Raw genomic sequence first — 16,018 nt, 5'->3', positions numbered from 1 at the left:
ATAGAAAACAACTGACACATCGCTATGAATCAGGTGAACCGGGCGCGGCGCCGCGTAGCGTGTAGCCGTGCCCGCGCGAACCACGCAGACCCGCGAGAACACCGAAGTCACCAGGAGCGCAGCGCCCGGCCCGGGCCCCGGCCCCGTACGCGGCCTGGCCGCCGCCTGCCACCCGCTGCCCGCGGCCGCCGTGACCCTCTTCGCCGCCGCCCTGACGGCCGCCGCGGGGCACGGCCCGGCGCGGGCGGCCGCCACCGTGGGCGCGGTGGCCGCCGGACAGCTCTCGGTGGGCTGGTGCAACGACCGGGCCGACCTGCGGCGCGACCTGGCCACGGGCCGACGGGACAAACCGCTCGTCGCCGGTACGGTGCCGGCCGCGGCCGTGACCCGGGCCGCGGCCGTGGCGCTACTGCTCTGCGTCCCGCTGTCCCTGGCCTGCGGGCTGCCCGCCGGCGCCGCGCACCTCGTCGGCGTAGCGGCCGCCTGGGCCTACAACCTCCGGCTCAAGAGCACGGCCGCCTCCTTCGTCCCGTACGCCCTGGCCTTCGGCCTGCTGCCCGCCTTCGTCACCCTGGGCCTGCCCGGCGCCCCCTGGCCGCCGCCCTGGCTCACGGTCGCCGCGGCCCTCCTCGGCGCGGGCGCGCACTTCGCCAACGTGCTGCCGGACATCGAGGACGACCTGGCCACCGGAGTGGCGGGGCTGCCGCAGCGGTTGGGCCTACGGGTCTCGGCCGCGCTCGCCGGGCTGCTCGTCCTCGGCTCGACCACCGCCCTGGTCGTCGGACCACCGGGGCGGGTGACGGCGTACGGCTGGACGCTGCTCGCCGCGACCGCGACGGCGCTGCTCCTCGCGGCCCGCCGGCCCGCCGGAAGGCTCCCGTTCCTCGCCACGATGGCGGTGGCCGGAGCCGACGTGATCCTGCTGGTCGTCGAACTCCGCCCGTGAGCCACCGGGGCGGGGCGGGCCGCGCGCTCCGGTTCACTCCGCGCGCAGGGCCCGCGCCGTACGGGTGCGCGCCGCCCAGAACGCGGGCGCCAGGGCGCCGGCCACGGCGATCGGCACACCGGCGAGGGCCATCAGGACGGGCAGCGCCCCACCGTGCACGTCGATGAACGCCTGCGGGATCGCGAACCCCGCCGCCCGGCCCATCGCCGGCATCACGGCGCGGTGCAGGGCGGCGCCCAACGGCGCCCCGACCGCCCCCGCGGCCAGGCCGATCACGGCCACGCCCGTCAGGACCTGGACCACGGTCTGCCGGGGAGTCATCCCGAGCGCCTTGAGGATCCCCTGGTCGCGGACCCGGTCACGGGTGTCCAGGACGACCGTGTTGAGGACGCCGAGACCGGCCACGGCGACGAGCATCAGGGTGAGCACCGCGATCAGCCCCCGCATCGCGGAGAGGACGCTCGACGACGGGCCCTCGGTGGCCGAGGCCCGCGCGCCCAGCGGCTCCAGGATCCCGTTCAGCTCCGCGAGGTAGCGGTCCCGGTCGGTCCCCGCCGTCAGCTCGACCCCGAAGACGGCGGGCAGGTAGGGGGACTCCAGCGCCGCGACGGACTGCCCGGCGGTGCGCAGCGTCATCCCGTCGTCGCCCAGGTCGAAGACCTCGCCGACGATCGTCAGGCGCGCCGAACGCCCCTGTTCGGAGACGACGAGGCCGTCCCCGACGCGCAGCCCGCTGGCACGCAGGAACCGCCCGGCGACGACGGCCTCGCCCGGCGCGGCGAACCAGCGGCCCGAGGTCATCGTCGTACCGGCGCCCGTGTCCTCCCCCTCGTACGCCACGAGCGGCGCGCCGCCCGTCAGCCCCGCCACGTCCACCTCGGTACGGGCGGTCCGCCGGAAGGACCGGGTGCCGGCATGCCCCTCCAGGACCCGTGCGACAGCGTCCGGATCGGCCGGGCGCACGGCTGCCGGGGCGCCGGGACCATCCTCCGGCGGGAGTACGGTGCGCACCGTGACGGTGCCGGAACGGTCCGGGTCACCGCCGGTCTGCACGGCCACCAGGGTGCTCCCCAGACCGACGGCGAGCGTCACCGCGAGGGCCCCGAACGCCACCGCCGAGGCCGTCGCCGCCGAACGGGCCGGCCGGGCGAGCGGCCCCGCGAGCCCGAGGATGACCGAACGCGGCAGCGGCAGCCGTCCGAGGGCGCGCCGCGCCCGCAGGCCCCGCCGGGCTCCGGTGCCCCCCGCAGCGCGGCCGATCACCAGGGCGGCGGGCATCCGTGCCGCGCGCAGCGCCGGTACGAACGCGGTCGCCGCGACCACCGCCAGTGCCGCGGCGGGCACCAGCACGTCCACCCACACGGGGACCAACACCGCTGCCGTTCCGTACGCCTGCGCGACCTGCGCCATCACCGGTACGGCGAGCGCGTTGCCGAGGAGGGCGCCGAGCAGCGCCCCGGCCGATGCGGGCAGCAGGGCCTGCGCCAGGTAGGCGCGGCCCACCTGCAGCGGAGTGAACCCGAGGGACTTGAGGATCCCGATCCGGCGGGTCCCGGCGACGACGGTCCCGCTCACCACGGTGCCGATCACCAGGACGGACATGGCCAGGCCGAGGAGGGCGAAGACCGTCAGGAAGGGAATGAACGCGGCGGTGTTCTGCTGGGCGACCTGGCGCACGTCGAGGTACGACCGGGCTCCGGTGAGGGCGGCGCCCGGTACGGCCGCGGTGATCGCCTCCTGCCCGGCGCGTACGTCCTCGGCGGTGCCGGCCGCGGTGAGCCGGTAGAGCATCTGGACATCGGGTCCGGCCGCCGTCAGCCCGGCCACCTGCTCCGGCACCACCCAGGCATCGGCGCTGCGCCCCGCCGACGAGGCGATCCCGACGACGGTGAGCTCGATCTGCTCGGCCCGTACGCGTGCGCCCGGCCTGATCCCCGGGGGCAGCGTCGCCCGCTCCAGCACGATCTCACCGGGGGCGGTGGCCCACCGGCCGTCGACCAGGGCGACCCGGTCGACCGGGCCGTCGGGGGCGGCGCGCCCCACCAGGGTCGAGGGCGGCGGGGTGTAGCCGGGCGGGGTCTCCCGTACGGGCCACAGGCGGACCGACGCGAGGGGGTACGGACCCGCCGCGTCGGCCACTCGCGCCGCGCGGGCGCTGTCCGCGAGTCGTGGCGGCCTCCCGCCGACCTCGGACCCGGCGAACCGGACCGTGAGGTGCGCTCCGTGCTGGCCTTCGAAGGCCCGGTCGAAGGGCCCGCGGGAGCTGACGAGCAATCCGAGCGCCTGGAGCGCGGCCGCCACCGCGATCAGCGTGGTCAGGGCCATCACGGCGGTCTGCAGGCGGCGTCGGCCGAGGCCGGCCCGGACCACCCGCCCGAGTCCGCCGGGCCGCCCCTGGGCACGGCCCGGCCTCACCGGGTCACCGCCCGGCCGACGTCGCGCGCGATCCGGCCGTCGACGACCTCGATCGTCCGCGTCGCGCAGGACCCGGCGAGCGCCAGGTCGTGCGTGACCAGGACGATCGTCTGCCCGTCGGCGTTCAGGCCGCGCAGCAGCTCCCGTACGTCGGCGCCCGAGGCACTGTCCAACGCGCCCGTGGGCTCGTCCGCGAGCAGCAGCGGCGGCCGGTTCATCAACGCCCTCGCCACGGCGACGCGTTGCCGCTCGCCGCCGGAGAGACGGCCCGGGTACGCGCGGGCGTGCCGCTCGATGCCCAGGCGCGCGAGGAGCTCGGCGGCGCGGTGAGCCGCCCGGGCACGGGGCACCCCGGCCAACTGGGCGGGGAGGAGCACGTTGTCGGCGACGGTGAGGTCGTCGAGGAGGTTGAAGAACTGGAAGACCATGCCGATCCGGGCGCGCCGGTGCCGTGCGGAGGCCGTCTCGCTCAGCGTGTCGACGCGCACCCCGTCGACGGTGACACCGCCCGAGGTGGGCCGGTCGAGGCCGGCGATCAGGTTGAGCAGCGTGGACTTGCCGCTGCCGGAGGGGCCGAGGACGGCGAGGGCCTCACCGGGGTGCACCTGGAGGCTGACCCCGGTGAGGGCGGGCGGGCCCTCCTCGTAGCTCTTGGTCACCTCGCACAGGTCGATGAGCGGGTCGGCGGTCCGGTCGATCATGGTTCCTCCGTCTGACGGGGTGTCGGGTACGCCACGACGCTACGGAGACGACGCGGATCAGCACGTCGGCAGCAGTGCGGAACGTCCGTACCGTGCCGGGAGGACCTGGCGGCGGATCATCCCAGCGACGTACGCCCGTCGGCGGTGGCCCTCCACCCCTGGACGGACCCGCGGGGAGCGGCCCCTTGGCAGACTGGCCCGATGATCGAAGCAGCCGTTCGCCGGGCCGGCGCGGCCCGGGCCGACTGGCTCCGGCCGCGCCCGTCGCGCATGGCCTGGGCCGTCGACGCGCTCCTCGCGCTCGCGCTGGCCGTCGCCACGGTCGCCGGCGACATGAACCGCTCGTACGTCGACATCGCGGAACCGCCGCCCGGCAGCTCCGGGATCCCGCTGCCGCCGCCCCCGCCGCCCGTACGCATGGGCGAAGTGCCGGACCCGGCGCAGCTCGTGCCCCTCCTGCAGCACGACCTGCCGCCGGTGGAGCCGTGGGAGCTGTTGGCGGCCGTGCTCACCGCGGCGCCGCTGCTGCTGCGCCGCCGGTTCCCGCTGACGGTCTACTGGGCCGTCATGGGCGCGACGGTGCTCTTCCACCAGGGGCACGTGGCACAGGACGCGACGACGGTCGTCTTCGCCTCCGGGTTGGTCGCGGCGTACAGCGCCGCGATGCACAGCCCCCACCGGATCTCGGCCGTGCTGTCGGTCCTCGCAGGGATGGTCCTCACTGCCGCCTTCCCCCTGATCCCGAAGGTGGACGGGGGAGTGGTACCCGTACTCGTGCTCCTGCCAGCCGGGTTCGCCGCACACGGCATCCACCGCTGGCGCGAACGCCTGCGCACCCTGCGCGAGGGGCAGCACGATCAGCTGCGGCGGGCGGTGGAGCGGGAACGCGCCCGCATCGCGCGGGAACTGCACGACGTGGTGACCCACAACGTGAGCATGATGACGATCCAGGCGGGCGCGGCGCGCAAGGTGCTCGACGCCTCGCCCGACCAGGCCCGCGAGGCGATGCGGGCGGTCGAGGCGGCAGGACGTACGGCGATGTCGGAACTGCGCCACGTGATGGGGCTGCTGACGATGTCCGACGGTGGCTGCGACGGTGGCGGAGACGACGGCGCAGGCGCCTCGGACCCGGCGCGCGATCTTGGCCTGGCCCCGCAGCCCGGCCTGGACCGGTTGGAGGAACTGGCCGGCCGGGTAAGGGATTCCGGCGTCCCCGTCGACCTGGCGGTCCGCGGCGGCCGGCCCGGCCTGGCCCCGGGTGTGGACCTCGCCGCCTACCGGGTCGTGCAGGAAGGCCTGACCAACGCGGTCCGGCACGCGGCCGGGGCGCGCGTGTCGGTGACGGTGGAGTACGCGCCCGGCGAACTGCGGGTCGAGGTGGCCGACACCGGCGGGACGCCGCGTACCCCGGTGGCACCGGGCGGCGGCCGGGGCCTGGTGGGACTGCGCGAACGGCTCGCCGTGTACGGCGGTACGCTGCGAGCGGGCAACGACCCCCGCGGCGGATACCGGCTCCGCGCCGTGATCCCCGTGGAGGAGACATGACCGAGGCGGCCCCGGTGGTACCCCGTGTGGTGATCGTCGACGACCAGGCCCTGGTACGCACCGGATTCCGCATGATCCTCACGGCGGACGGCATCGATGTGGTCGCCGACGCGGCCGACGGGGAGCAGGCGGTCGCCGCGGTGCGCCGCACCCGGCCCGACGTCGTCCTGATGGACATCCGCATGCCCGGCACCGACGGCCTGGAGGCGACCCGCCGCATCCTCGCCGACGAGGGGACCGCGCCCCGGATCGTCATCCTCACCACCTACGACCTGGACCGGTACGTGTACGCGGCCCTGAGCGCGGGCGCGAGCGGCTTCCTGCTGAAGGACGTCACTCCCGAACATCTGACGGCCGCGGTCCGCCTGGTCCGCTCGGGGGACGCGCTGCTCGCCCCGACGATCACCCGGCGACTGGTGGAGCGGTTCGCCACGGCCGGGGAGCGCACGACATCCTTGCACCGCGACCTCGGCACGCTGACCCCGCGCGAGCTGGAGATCCTCGAGGCCCTGGCCCGCGGCCTCAGCAACGCGGAACTGGCCGCCCGCTTCCGGCTGAGCGAGGCCACCGTCAAGACGCACGTGGCCCGGGTCCTGTCCAAACTCCGCCTGCGCGACCGTGCTCAGGCAGTGATCGCCGCGTACGAGACGGGCCTGATCACCCCCGGCGCGCGCTGAGCACCGGTGGACGTCCTTCAGGGCACCTCCCGGGTGCGGGTCCAGGCCAGGAGCGCGTCCGCCGGCCAGGTGTTGATGACGCGCCCGGCCGGTACCTCGCACTCCACGGCCCTTTCGCAGCCGACGACCTGCCAGTCCAGCTGGCCCGGGGCGTGCGCGTCCGTGTCGATCGCGAAGAAGGTGCCGGCAGCCACGGCGAGGCGCAGCAGCCGCCGGGGCGGGTCCAGTCGTTCGGGCCGGCTGTTGATCTCCACGGCGGTACCGCTCTGTGCGCAGGCCGCGAAGACCGCCTCGGCGTCGAACCGGGACTCAGGCCGGGTCCGGCCGGTGACCAGCCGCCCCGTGCAGTGCCCCAGGACGTCCATCAGCGGGTTGCGCACGGCCGCCAGCAGCCGCCGGGTCATCGCCGGCGAGTCCATCCGCAGCTTCGAGTGCACCGAGCCGACGACCAGGTCGAGCCGGTCCAGCAGCTCCGGCTCCTGGTCCAGCGCCCCGTCGTCGAGGATGTCGCACTCGATTCCGGTGAGCAGCCGGAAGGGCGCCCAGGTGGCGTTGAGCTCGGCCACCACCCGCAGCTGCTCGCGCAGCCGCTCCGGGGAGAGCCCGCGGGCGACGGTCAGGCGCGGCGAGTGGTCGGTCAGCACGGCCCAGTCATGGCCCAGTGCGGCCGCCGCCCGCCCCATCGCCTCGATCGGACTGCCGCCGTCGGACCAGTCGGAGTGCACGTGGCAGTCCCCGCGCAGCGCCGCCCGCAGCGCGGTGGCGGCGGGCGTGGCCGGCGGCCCTTCGGGGAGCGCGGCGATCTCGTCCTCCAGCGCCTGCAGGTACGCCGGCACGGTCCCGCCGAGGGCCTCACGCACGACCTGGGCCGTTTTGGGGCCGATGCCCTTCACGGCCTCCAGGGAACCGGCCGCGACCCGCTCGGCCACCTCGTCCCCGCCCATCCGCGTGATCGCGGCCGCGGCGGACCGGAAGGCCCGTACCCGGTAGGTGGGCGCCTGCGCGCGCTCCAGCAGGAAGGCGATCCGGTCCAGCGCCGCAACCGGGTCCATCGCGCACCTCCTACCCGCCGCCGCCCCGCCGCCCGTCTCCCGACCCAGTGTCGGGTGCGGGGGGCCGCTACGCCTCTCCGGCTTCCCGGGGCACGGCGGCGTCGAGGGCGGCGGTGAGGCGGTTCAGCCGGGTCTGGAGGTCGAGGACCTCGGCGAGCTCGAAGCCGGTCGCGGCCGCGATCCGTCGGGGCACTTCCACCGCGCGGGCGCGCAGCGCGGCGCCCTCCTCGGTCAGGTGGGCGTGCACGGACCGCTCGTCCTCGGTGCTGCGCTCGCGGCGGACCAGTCCGGCCGCCTCCAACCGCTTGAGCAGCGGGGACAGCGTTCCGGAGTCCAGCCGTAGGTGCTGCCCGATCTCCTTGACCGGCATCTCGCCGTGCTCCCACAGCACCAGCATCACCAGGTACTGGGGATAGGTGAGCCCCAGGTCCTTGAGGACGACGCGGTAGAGGCCGCCGAAGGCGCGGCTCGCCGCGTTCAGTGCGAAGCAGATCTGGCCGTCCAGGCGCAGGAAGTCCTGGTCGGAGTGGGTCGCGGTGGGCTGCTCGGTCATGTCGGCCAGTGTACCCGGGCAGAACTTGGAGGGCATTGAATTGTGCGCAACTGAATTGCGTGCTCTACTGGTGGAGCGCGGTCGACCATCGGCCGCCGCCACGGTTCATTTCTGCGAGAGGAACTCTCATGGACGCGCTCTACACCGCTGTCGCCACCGCCAATGGCCGCGAGGGCCGCGCCGTCAGCTCCGACGGCCAGATCGACCTCGCCCTCGCCATGCCCCCGGCGCTGGGCGGCAACGGTCAGGGCACCAACCCCGAGCAGCTCTTCGCCGCCGGCTACGCCGCCTGCTTCGCGAGCGCGCTCGGCCTGGTCGGCCGCCAGGCCAAGGTGGACACCAGCGAGGCCTCGGTCACCGCGGAGGTCTCGATCGGCAAGGACGGCGCCGGCTTCGGCCTCGGCGTCACCCTGCGCGTCGAGCTCCCGGAGTCCCTGGCCGGCGAGACGGGCGCCCTGCTGGTCAAGCAGGCCCACGAGGTCTGCCCGTACTCCCGCGCCACCCGCGGCAACATCGACGTGGACCTCGTGATCGAGTAAAGGTGCCGGACACCTGGCGGGCGGCCACCATGGAGGGGCATCCACTCCTACGGGGGCCGCACGCCAGGAGGCGCCAGTGGCGCACAGCTACGCAACGGACGTCCTGGTCGTCGGCGCCGGCCCGGTCGGGCTGACCGCCGCCGCAGAGCTCCGCAGACGGGGCGTCACGTGCCGGATCGTCGACCGGCTGCCGGCCCGGCTGCCGTTCGCGAAGGCCGTCGGCATCCAGCCGCGCACGCTGGAGGTGTGGGACCGCATGGGGATGGTCCGCGCCGCACTGGAGGCGGCCGTCCCGATGCGGGGGCAGTTCCTCTACGTCAACGGCGTCGAGCAGGCCCGCACCGAGCTCGCCGTGCCGCCCGAAGTGCCCTACGGGTTCGCGGCGCTGCCGCAGTACGAGACCGAGCGCATCCTGGACGAGTTCCTGGGTCGCTTCGGGACGGCCGTCGAACGGGGCACCGAACTCGCGTCGTTCACCCAGGACGCGGACGGGGTGACCTGCCGGCTGCACACCCCGTCCGGGGCGGAGGAAGAGCTGCGGACCCGGTACCTGGTGGGTTGCGACGGCGCGCACAGCACCGTCCGCAAAGGGCTCGGCCTCACCTTCGAGGGCGGGGCCTTCGCCGAGGAGTACATGCTCGCCGACGTACGCGTCGACTGGGACCTACCGCCCGGGTACAACCTGCGCGCCATGCACCTGGACGAGGACGGGGCGGTCGACGACGTGCTCGTCTGCATCCCGCTGCCCGGCCGGGGCCGGTACCGGATGTCGATGATGGTGCCGCCCGAACTCTCCACCGCAGGGCAGGACGCGGCCGGCTCCGACGGCATCACCCACGGCCTGCAGAGCGGCCGGGGCCCCGAACTGGCCGACATTCAGGCCGTCTTGGACCGGCTCTCACCACAGCCGACCACCGCCTTCGACATCCGCTGGACCTCGGTGTTCCGCATCAGCCACCGGATCGTGGACCGCTACGGCGACGGTCGGGTGTTCGTCGCCGGGGACGCGGCCCACATCCACCCGCCGACCGGCGCCCAGGGCATGAACACGGGTATCCAGGACGCCTGGAACCTGGCGTGGAAGCTCGCGCTGGCCTGCGCGGGCGCGGCCCACCCCGGTCTGCTCGCCGGCTACGACGCCGAGCGCCGGCCCGTCGGCGAGGAAGTCGTCGGCCGCACCGTGCGGCACGCCGTCGAGGGAATGGAGAACGACCCCGACGACCCGGCGACGGTGATGATGCGCGAGGCCCAGCTCCTCGTCGGCTACCGGGGAAGCCCGACCGTGGCCCCGGCCGGCGACGGCCGCGGCCCCCGGCCGGGCGACCGGGCACCCGACTGCGCGGGCCTCACCGGGCCCGCCGCCGCCTATCCGCTGCGCCTGTACGACGTCCTGCGCGAGCGGGACCACGTACTGCTGCTCTACGGAGCCGGGTTCGGGCCCGGCTCCGAAACCGGGTCGGGCCTCGACGAACTCGTCCGGACGGCCCGGGAGTCCTCGGGCGGCCGGATGGAGGTCTGTCTGGTGCTCGCGGCGGACACGGGCGCCGGCGCTGACGCGCATGCCGTCGTCGAGGCCGACGGGACGACGCTGCCGGTCTACACCGACAGCCGGGGAGAGTTCGCCCGCCTCTACGCGGCCGAGGAGCCCACGGCCTTCGTGATCCGTCCCGACGGATACCTCGGCGCCCGGCTCCCGCTCTCTCCGCCCGCCCCGCGCCCACTGGCCGCCCACCTCGCGGCCGTCTTCGCCGCGAGCCCGCCCAACTGATCCCGGCCCAGCGACCGGCCGGCCCGGGACGGCGCGCGGCCGGCATCGGTGTCGTTGGTCATCGCTGCGTGCGGCGGGTCAGGCGGGCGGCTGCGAGGTGGAGCACGTTGTCGATGGGGGGACGGGACGGGCCGTCGAGATGGACGGCGTGGCTGCGCAGCATCGAGACCAGGTGCCGGCCGGCCGACGGGGTTTCGGCGGGGACACCTCGGTCGAGGGCGGCGGCCAGCATGTTGGCGAGTTCGCGGGTGTGATGGGCGAGGGCGCTGGCGGCGAGCCGGGCGGCCTCGGCGGGGCGGTGGCGGCGGGTGAGGTGCCCGGTGAGGGTGGCGAACGCTTCCCCGGGCAAGGCGGGGAGGAGCTGCTCGGCGTCGAGCTCGTTGGCGAGGCGGCGCAGCACGGCGGCGACGGTGGCGCGCGGGAGGTTTGAACGTACGTCGGCAGGGCCCTGGTTCGGGAGGGTGACGATCAGGCGATGGGTGTCGAGGGAAGCGAGGGTGACGACGTCGGGTGTGCGGTTCACGGGGGTGGGACTTCCTGTCCGGGGTCGAAGTGGTGCTCTCGCACGCGGACACGGCGAGGGGTCGGGACGGCTTCTGCGGGTCCATGGGTCGTGGGCGGAGTGGGTGCGGTGCGGAACGCGGTGATTGCGGCGCTTTTGGGGCTGAACCTTGCGTTCGGGGTCGTCGGTCAGGCTGCCGAAGACGGTCACAGGGGTCTCGCCCCAGAGGGCGCCTTCGTAATTTCCTCACATATGGAAATTAATTTCAACGTATGCTGAAACTCTCGCCGAGGGGAAGCCCCTCCTGTGAGCGTTGCGGAAGGTGATGCGGTGTGACTGGTCGAGGCCCTCGGGGCGAACGCGGAGTGCAGGCGGACAAGATCGTCGCCGTCGCCCGCAGATCCTTCGCCACGCGCGGCTACGCCGCGACCTCACTCCGGTCGGTCGCCCAGGATGCCGGCGTCGACCCCGGCCTGGTGAACTACTACTTCCGCACCAAGATCGGACTGTTGGAAGAGGTGATGCGACCTCCTGAGGCGTTCGGTGCGAACGTGGCCGCCGCCGCCGAACAACCCGTGGAACGCCGGGGGCACGCCTTCGTGCAGGCCGCCCTGAAACTGTGGGAGGACCCCGTCTCCGCCGAGGTCCTGCGCTCCATCATCCTCACCGCCGCCCAGGAACCCGCCGCCATGCAACGCCTGCGGCAGCTGTTCTCCGAACTCGTCCTGGCCGTCGTCTCCCACAGCTTGCCCGACACCGAACGCAACCTGCGGGCCAGCCTCATCTCCACCCAGATCGTCGGCATGGTCATGAACCGCTACATCTGGCAGGTCGGCACCATCGCCACCCTCCCTGCCTCCTCCGTCGCCGACCTCATCGCCCCCACCATCCAGCACTACCTCGCCGACCCTCTGCCGCTGAGCCCCAGCGACGACAGCCGGAGCCCCGCCTGACCCGACCCTCTGGTTCACCGGCGGCCGGCGGGACGACCAGGTAAAGAGACACCTCATGCAGTTAAGCCGTCAAGCCGCTGCCCCATCGCGCCCGCAGGACCTCGGCCCAGTCTCCGGCTTCCGGACCCGGATCCTCCCACTCTGGCACCGGTCCGGGAGCCGTCTCGATCAGGTGCACGAGCGTCCAGGCGACGCCGTAGCAGTCGTCGGGGCCGAAGCAGGTGGCCAGGGCGGCCGCCTCTTCGGACGTGACGGGGCGGGAAATCACCGCCAGCTGGTGGTCGCGCCGGTGGATCTCTTCCTCGCTCGCGTCCCAGTCGGGTAGCGGTCCGTCAGCGACGAACGTCTGCACTTCGGGTCTCATGACCGAATGATCGTCTCCCCTGCCGCCCCTGGACAAGCTGCCTCGTTCTGCTTCGCCCGGGGTGGACCACCAGTACTCCGGCACGTTGGGCAAGGCCACGCTTCCTGCGCGAGCACCCGCTGGCTGTAGGGCGCTGGCCTGGCATGAAGGCTCCGAGGCGGAGATGAGTTCGCCTTCGTGGTTCTTCGGGTCCGCCTCGTGGGCCTTCGTCGGGTCTGCCTCGTCGGCCGCCGTCCGAAACCGGCGGCCGACGGGACGACTCCGCTGGTCTGGCCGATCGCGCCAGCTGGACCGACACCTGCCCCACGACATCAGCCAACACAGCACTACTAGGCCGCGAGACTCGACCGCGCCCATGTCCCGTCCTCCGTGAGGTACGCATCCACCTGCAGGCCCACCTCTGCGAGAGCCTCCTCGAACTGCGCCTTGGTCAGCGGCCGGGACACGAACGTCTGGGTCCATGCGGCGTCCGGGAACTCATACTCTGCATGCACCGAGTTCGCCCCGTCACCAGTCGGCTCCGCCGACACGATCCGCACCTTGAAACCGCTGGGGTCGACACGCTCACGCGGCAGGTTCGTGTGCCAGTCCTCACCCTCCCGTTGGATCAGCACGCAGCCGCCCACCGCGAGGTGGCGGACGCAGCTACGCAGCAGCGCTCGGCGCACTTCGACGTCCCCGGCGTGCACGAGGAACGACGCAAGCATCACCACGTCGAACGTCTCGCCCAGGTCGAGGTCCTCGATCGCACTGCGTATCGCACGTGCTCCGCGAATGCGATCGAGCATCTCCTGGGACTCGTCCACAGCAGTCACCACGAAGCCCCGTTCCAGGAGCGGGTGGGTCACGCGCCCCACACCACAACCCAGTTCCAGGATGTGCGCACCCGGCGGCACGGCACCGGAGACGATGTCCGGCTCGGCCCCGACCGGCAGCCGCGAGTACAACTCGACCGCGCAGCCGTCGGGGGTGATCACCCCGGGCCCGGTCCCCTGATGTCCCGCTCGCTCGTTCAGCTCCATGCCTGTCCAACGGTCCGGGCCACAGCGCAGTTTCCTTGACCCACCTGTTTCCGCTCCGGACCCGAAGCGGAGGTGAACCGCCCTCGTTCGGGCCGGTGTACGCCGGCGGCCGGGGCGACCACGTCGCGCTCCGCCATGAGCTGGCTGATCGCGCTGCCTGGTCCGAGCGGCTCTCGCCCGTCCCGTCGGACGACGGTGGTGGTGCGCCGCTTCGGTTTCCGGACGGTGGCACCGTTCTACTTCGCTGCCCCCCACCCCGCCGCAGCCCTACGACAGCACATGACGCAGCACCACTAGGCGTCGGCCCGGGCGGCCTCGCGACGCTGTCGCTTGCCCAGCGGAGCCAGCGACATGTCCTGGGCCTGCGACCTCAGCTGCTTGAAGCCGTACCCCCGATCGGCCAGCCAGCCCTCCGCCGCCAGCTCCGCCCGGGCCGTCGCGTCGAGGATGTCCTCCTCGGCCTCACCCGTGTCCACGAAGCGGAAGGTGAAGAAGGGACGGGCCGCGAGGTCGTACGTGAGGTGACCCTCTGCGGTGAACTCCGCGCGCAGCATGTCGTGCTCGGGCGCGGCCGCGAGCAGCTCGGCCCTCTGGTCGTCGGTCAGACCGTCGAACGAGCCGCGGACGGTGATACGGAAGGTACGGGTGGCACTCATCCCCGGAGCGTAGATCGGGCCCCGCGCACCCTGCACCTGGATATCCGCCGGCCCGCCCCCGCCCACCATCCCGCGGACGGTCGCGCAGGGCCGCGCAGGGCCGCGTACACCGCACGGACACCCGGAATGCCCCGGCCGGGAGCCCGTTTTGGATTGCCGGACGATCCTCAATACGATCCGGCGATGATCACAAGAAAACGGCTTGCGGTCGGGGCGTGCGGCCTGCTCGCCGCCCTGGCCGTCGGGCTCTTCCCGGCGAGCGCCACCGCCGCCGACGAACCGACGGCGAAGGAACCCCCCAAGGTCGACCTCGTCCTCGACGTGAGCGGCTCCATGCGGGCCAACGACATCGACGGACAGTCCCGCATGGCCGCGGCCAAGCAGGCCTTCAACGAGGTCATCGACGCGGTCCCGGCCGAGGTGCGCCTCGGCATACGGACCCTGGGGGCCGACTACCCGGGCGACGACCGTGCCACGGGATGCAAGGACACCAAGCAGCTCTACGCGGTCGGCCCCCTCGACCGGATCGAGGCCAAGACCGCGGTGGCGACCCTCGCCCCCACCGGCTGGACGCCGATCGGACCGGCCCTGCTCGGCGCGGCCCAGGACCTGGAGGGCGGCAACGGCTCCAAGCGGATCGTGCTCATCACGGACGGCGAGGACACCTGCGCCCCGCTCGACCCGTGCGAAGTGGCGCGCGAGATCGCCGCCAAGGGCATCCACCTGGTCATCGACACCCTCGGACTGGTCCCGGACGCCAAGACCCGGGCCCAGCTGACCTGCATCGCCGAGGCCACCGGCGGTACCTACACCTCGGTGCAGCACAAGGCGGACCTCTCCAACAGGGTGAAACAACTCGTCGACCGGGCCGCGGACCCGGTCGTCAACCCGGTGGCGACCGAGGGCACGAAGCAGTGCGAGGGCGCCCCGCAGCTGAAGGCCGGCCTGTACAGCGACCGCGAGACCTTCGGTGAACACCGCTGGTACCGGGTCGACGTCCTCCCGGGGCAGGAGCTGCGCGCCTCGGTCAGCATCGGTGCCGACCGCGCCGTCAATAACGACTACGGCGTGTTGCTGCGCGCCACCACCGTCCACGGGCGCGAGATCGTGCGCGGTTCGGAAGCGGGCAACGGGCGTACCGACGTCCTCTCGACCGGCCTGCGCTACCCGAAGGCCGAGATCGACGGCCTGGACTCGGACGCCAAGCCCGTGCCGGAGACCGTCTGCCTCCAGGTCAGCAACTCCTTCTCCGCTGCCGCCTCCGTCAAGACGACCCCGGGCATGCCCGTCGAGCTGACCATCGACCTGGTGGACGGGCCCGACGGGGCCTCCGACGTCGCCGCGTTCGGTCTCGGACGGGGCTGGTGGCTGCTGGCCGTGCTGGCGCTCGCCGGGCTGCTGGCCGGTCTGGTGTGGGGATGGATCTCCCGCTGGCGCATCTCCGTCTGGAGGACCAACTGATGCGTAGAGTAGGCACACTGACCGCGTCCCTGCTGGCCGCGGCCGCCGCCCTCACGGTGGCGGGCACGGCCGTGGGCACGGCCGTCGCGGACACGCCCTCGCCGAGCGCCAGCGCGAGCGCGAGTCCGGGCGGGGGCGGGGCCAAGGCCGAATCCGCCCCGACTGAGGCCGGCACCAGCTTCCGTACCGCAGCGGCCTTCCGCCCGGGTCAGAAGGCCACGGCCGGCGCGTCGAGCGGCGACTACCTCTACTGGGTGGTGCCGATCGACGCGCAGCAGCGCGCCACGGTGAAGGCCGCCGTCACCCTGCCCGAGCCGGCGACCCGGCACGGTTCCTCGACCTGGCAGCTCGACGTGTACGACGGACTGCGCCGCCGACAGGCCTGCACCTACGGCACGCAGACCGCGGCCGCGGCGAAGGAAGCCGCCACGGTCGAACTGTCCTGCACCCTGCGCACCGTGCGCGCCGGCGCCGAGCCGTGGGCCAACGACCCGCTGCCCGGTAGCTACTACGTACGCCTGACGGTCGTCGACCTGCCGGACGAGGACAAGGGCCTGCCGGTGCGCGCGGCCGTCGAGGCCGAGGTGAAGGAGACCGGCGGCGTCCACGCGGTGGACGGCGCCCTCTCCACCCCGCTGGTCGCCGGCACCGTGACCGCGACCCTGCGCGAGCCGGAGGACGGCTGGTCCGGCGGCTGGTGGTCGGACCGCTGGATCTGGACCGCGGCGGGCGGCGTGCTCGCCGCCCTCGCGGGCGTCTTCGGGTACTCCCTCACGCGCGGCACGGGCCGCCCGTCCAGGATCCCGCCGGGCGCCTGAGGAACGGGTGGGCCGCGCCCGCGGGCGCGGCCCACCCACCTCTGCC

The 16,018-nt window shown here is 73.6% G+C and carries 16 protein-coding genes; 8 read left to right on the top strand and 8 right to left on the bottom strand.

Features of this window, described 5'->3' with window-relative positions; translation table 11 throughout:
* The first annotated feature begins 67 nt into the window (after nt 1-67).
* Nucleotides 68-946: a UbiA family prenyltransferase gene (locus tag OG207_RS01900; protein ID WP_329095245.1), complete on the top strand. Its 879-nt coding sequence runs from the start codon at nt 68-70 to the stop codon at nt 944-946.
* Between the two features lie 33 nt (nt 947-979).
* Here OG207_RS01900 and OG207_RS01895 read toward each other — a convergent pair whose 3' ends face one another.
* A complete protein-coding gene (locus tag OG207_RS01895; protein WP_329095243.1) occupies nt 980-3,361 on the bottom strand; it encodes an ABC transporter permease in 2,382 nt (793 codons plus the stop codon).
* On the bottom strand, nt 3,358-4,062 hold the full coding sequence (locus OG207_RS01890; RefSeq protein ID WP_329095241.1) for an ABC transporter ATP-binding protein: 705 nt from the start codon (nt 4,060-4,062) through the stop codon (nt 3,358-3,360). The genes OG207_RS01895 and OG207_RS01890 overlap by 4 nt, the downstream gene beginning before the upstream one ends.
* A 201-nt stretch (nt 4,063-4,263) precedes the next feature.
* Here OG207_RS01890 and OG207_RS01885 point away from each other — a divergent pair, with 201 nt between their 5' ends.
* Nucleotides 4,264-5,607: a sensor histidine kinase gene (locus tag OG207_RS01885; RefSeq protein WP_329095239.1), complete on the top strand. Its 1,344-nt coding sequence runs from the start codon at nt 4,264-4,266 to the stop codon at nt 5,605-5,607.
* A complete protein-coding gene (locus OG207_RS01880) occupies nt 5,604-6,284 on the top strand; it encodes a response regulator transcription factor (protein WP_329095237.1) in 681 nt (226 codons plus the stop codon). Before OG207_RS01885 ends, OG207_RS01880 begins: the two co-directional genes overlap by 4 nt.
* A 17-nt stretch (nt 6,285-6,301) precedes the next feature.
* On the opposite strand, the gene OG207_RS01875 is transcribed toward OG207_RS01880, so the two are convergent.
* On the bottom strand, nt 6,302-7,336 hold the full coding sequence (locus OG207_RS01875; protein ID WP_329095236.1) for a PHP domain-containing protein: 1,035 nt from the start codon (nt 7,334-7,336) through the stop codon (nt 6,302-6,304).
* Nucleotides 7,337-7,403: 67 nt separating this feature from the next.
* Nucleotides 7,404-7,889 carry a MarR family winged helix-turn-helix transcriptional regulator gene (locus OG207_RS01870; protein WP_329095235.1) on the bottom strand — a complete coding sequence of 162 codons (486 nt, stop codon included), beginning with the start codon at nt 7,887-7,889 and terminating at the stop codon, nt 7,404-7,406.
* 128 nt (nt 7,890-8,017) lie between these two features.
* Between OG207_RS01870 and OG207_RS01865 the strand changes: the two genes are divergently transcribed.
* The gene (locus OG207_RS01865; protein ID WP_266607811.1) at nt 8,018-8,428 is read left to right on the top strand and encodes an organic hydroperoxide resistance protein; all 411 of its coding nucleotides are present in this window, start codon (nt 8,018-8,020) and stop codon (nt 8,426-8,428) included.
* A 76-nt stretch (nt 8,429-8,504) separates the two neighbouring features.
* Nucleotides 8,505-10,196, top strand: coding sequence for an FAD-dependent monooxygenase (locus tag OG207_RS01860; protein ID WP_329095233.1), 1,692 nt, complete (start codon nt 8,505-8,507; stop codon nt 10,194-10,196).
* Nucleotides 10,197-10,254: 58 nt separating this feature from the next.
* On the opposite strand, the gene OG207_RS01855 is transcribed toward OG207_RS01860, so the two are convergent.
* A complete protein-coding gene (locus tag OG207_RS01855; RefSeq protein ID WP_329095231.1) occupies nt 10,255-10,719 on the bottom strand; it encodes a hypothetical protein in 465 nt (154 codons plus the stop codon).
* 311 nt (nt 10,720-11,030) lie between these two features.
* On the opposite strand from OG207_RS01855, the gene OG207_RS01850 reads away from it, so the two are divergent.
* Entirely contained in the window at nt 11,031-11,651 is a 621-nt protein-coding gene (locus OG207_RS01850) for a TetR/AcrR family transcriptional regulator (RefSeq protein ID WP_329095227.1), read from the top strand.
* Nucleotides 11,652-11,712: 61 nt separating this feature from the next.
* On the opposite strand, the gene OG207_RS01845 is transcribed toward OG207_RS01850, so the two are convergent.
* The 3 genes from OG207_RS01845 to OG207_RS01835 all read right to left on the bottom strand — a co-directional run bounded on the left by OG207_RS01845 (nt 11,713) and on the right by OG207_RS01835 (nt 13,693).
* Complete coding sequence (locus OG207_RS01845) at nt 11,713-12,015, bottom strand: hypothetical protein (protein WP_329095225.1); 303 nt, start codon at nt 12,013-12,015, stop codon at nt 11,713-11,715.
* Nucleotides 12,016-12,344: 329 nt separating this feature from the next.
* The gene (locus tag OG207_RS01840) at nt 12,345-13,037 is read right to left on the bottom strand and encodes a class I SAM-dependent methyltransferase (protein WP_329095223.1); all 693 of its coding nucleotides are present in this window, start codon (nt 13,035-13,037) and stop codon (nt 12,345-12,347) included.
* 293 nt (nt 13,038-13,330) lie between these two features.
* Complete coding sequence (locus OG207_RS01835) at nt 13,331-13,693, bottom strand: DUF6204 family protein (protein WP_329095222.1); 363 nt, start codon at nt 13,691-13,693, stop codon at nt 13,331-13,333.
* Nucleotides 13,694-13,876: 183 nt separating this feature from the next.
* Between OG207_RS01835 and OG207_RS01830 the strand changes: the two genes are divergently transcribed.
* Nucleotides 13,877-15,154, top strand: a complete 1,278-nt coding sequence (locus tag OG207_RS01830; protein WP_329095221.1) for a VWA domain-containing protein — start codon at nt 13,877-13,879, stop codon at nt 15,152-15,154.
* Nucleotides 15,154-15,972, top strand: coding sequence for a hypothetical protein (locus OG207_RS01825; RefSeq protein ID WP_329095219.1), 819 nt, complete (start codon nt 15,154-15,156; stop codon nt 15,970-15,972). Before OG207_RS01830 ends, OG207_RS01825 begins: the two co-directional genes overlap by 1 nt.
* Nucleotides 15,973-16,018 lie beyond the last annotated feature (46 nt).

Source organism: Streptomyces sp. NBC_01439 (assembly GCF_036227605.1).
Lineage (GTDB): Bacteria > Actinomycetota > Actinomycetes > Streptomycetales > Streptomycetaceae > Streptomyces.
Note: the sequence above shows the minus strand (reverse complement) of the source record. Positions and strands in the feature narration are given on the sequence as shown.

Excerpts from the sequence above, each read along its gene's own strand:
- OG207_RS01890 (WP_329095241.1), bottom strand. The coding sequence starts at position 4,062 with ATGATCGACCGGACCGCCGACCCGCTCATCGACCTGTGCGAGGTGACC.
- OG207_RS01870 (WP_329095235.1), bottom strand. The coding sequence starts at position 7,889 with ATGACCGAGCAGCCCACCGCGACCCACTCCGACCAGGACTTCCTGCGC.
- OG207_RS01845 (WP_329095225.1), bottom strand. The coding sequence starts at position 12,015 with ATGAGACCCGAAGTGCAGACGTTCGTCGCTGACGGACCGCTACCCGAC.
- OG207_RS01825 (WP_329095219.1), top strand. The coding sequence starts at position 15,154 with ATGCGTAGAGTAGGCACACTGACCGCGTCCCTGCTGGCCGCGGCCGCC.
- OG207_RS01885 (WP_329095239.1), top strand. The coding sequence starts at position 4,264 with ATGATCGAAGCAGCCGTTCGCCGGGCCGGCGCGGCCCGGGCCGACTGG.
- OG207_RS01835 (WP_329095222.1), bottom strand. The coding sequence starts at position 13,693 with ATGAGTGCCACCCGTACCTTCCGTATCACCGTCCGCGGCTCGTTCGAC.
- OG207_RS01880 (WP_329095237.1), top strand. The coding sequence starts at position 5,604 with ATGACCGAGGCGGCCCCGGTGGTACCCCGTGTGGTGATCGTCGACGAC.
- OG207_RS01865 (WP_266607811.1), top strand. The coding sequence starts at position 8,018 with ATGGACGCGCTCTACACCGCTGTCGCCACCGCCAATGGCCGCGAGGGC.
- OG207_RS01840 (WP_329095223.1), bottom strand. The coding sequence starts at position 13,037 with ATGGAGCTGAACGAGCGAGCGGGACATCAGGGGACCGGGCCCGGGGTG.
- OG207_RS01875 (WP_329095236.1), bottom strand. The coding sequence starts at position 7,336 with ATGGACCCGGTTGCGGCGCTGGACCGGATCGCCTTCCTGCTGGAGCGC.
- OG207_RS01830 (WP_329095221.1), top strand. The coding sequence starts at position 13,877 with ATGATCACAAGAAAACGGCTTGCGGTCGGGGCGTGCGGCCTGCTCGCC.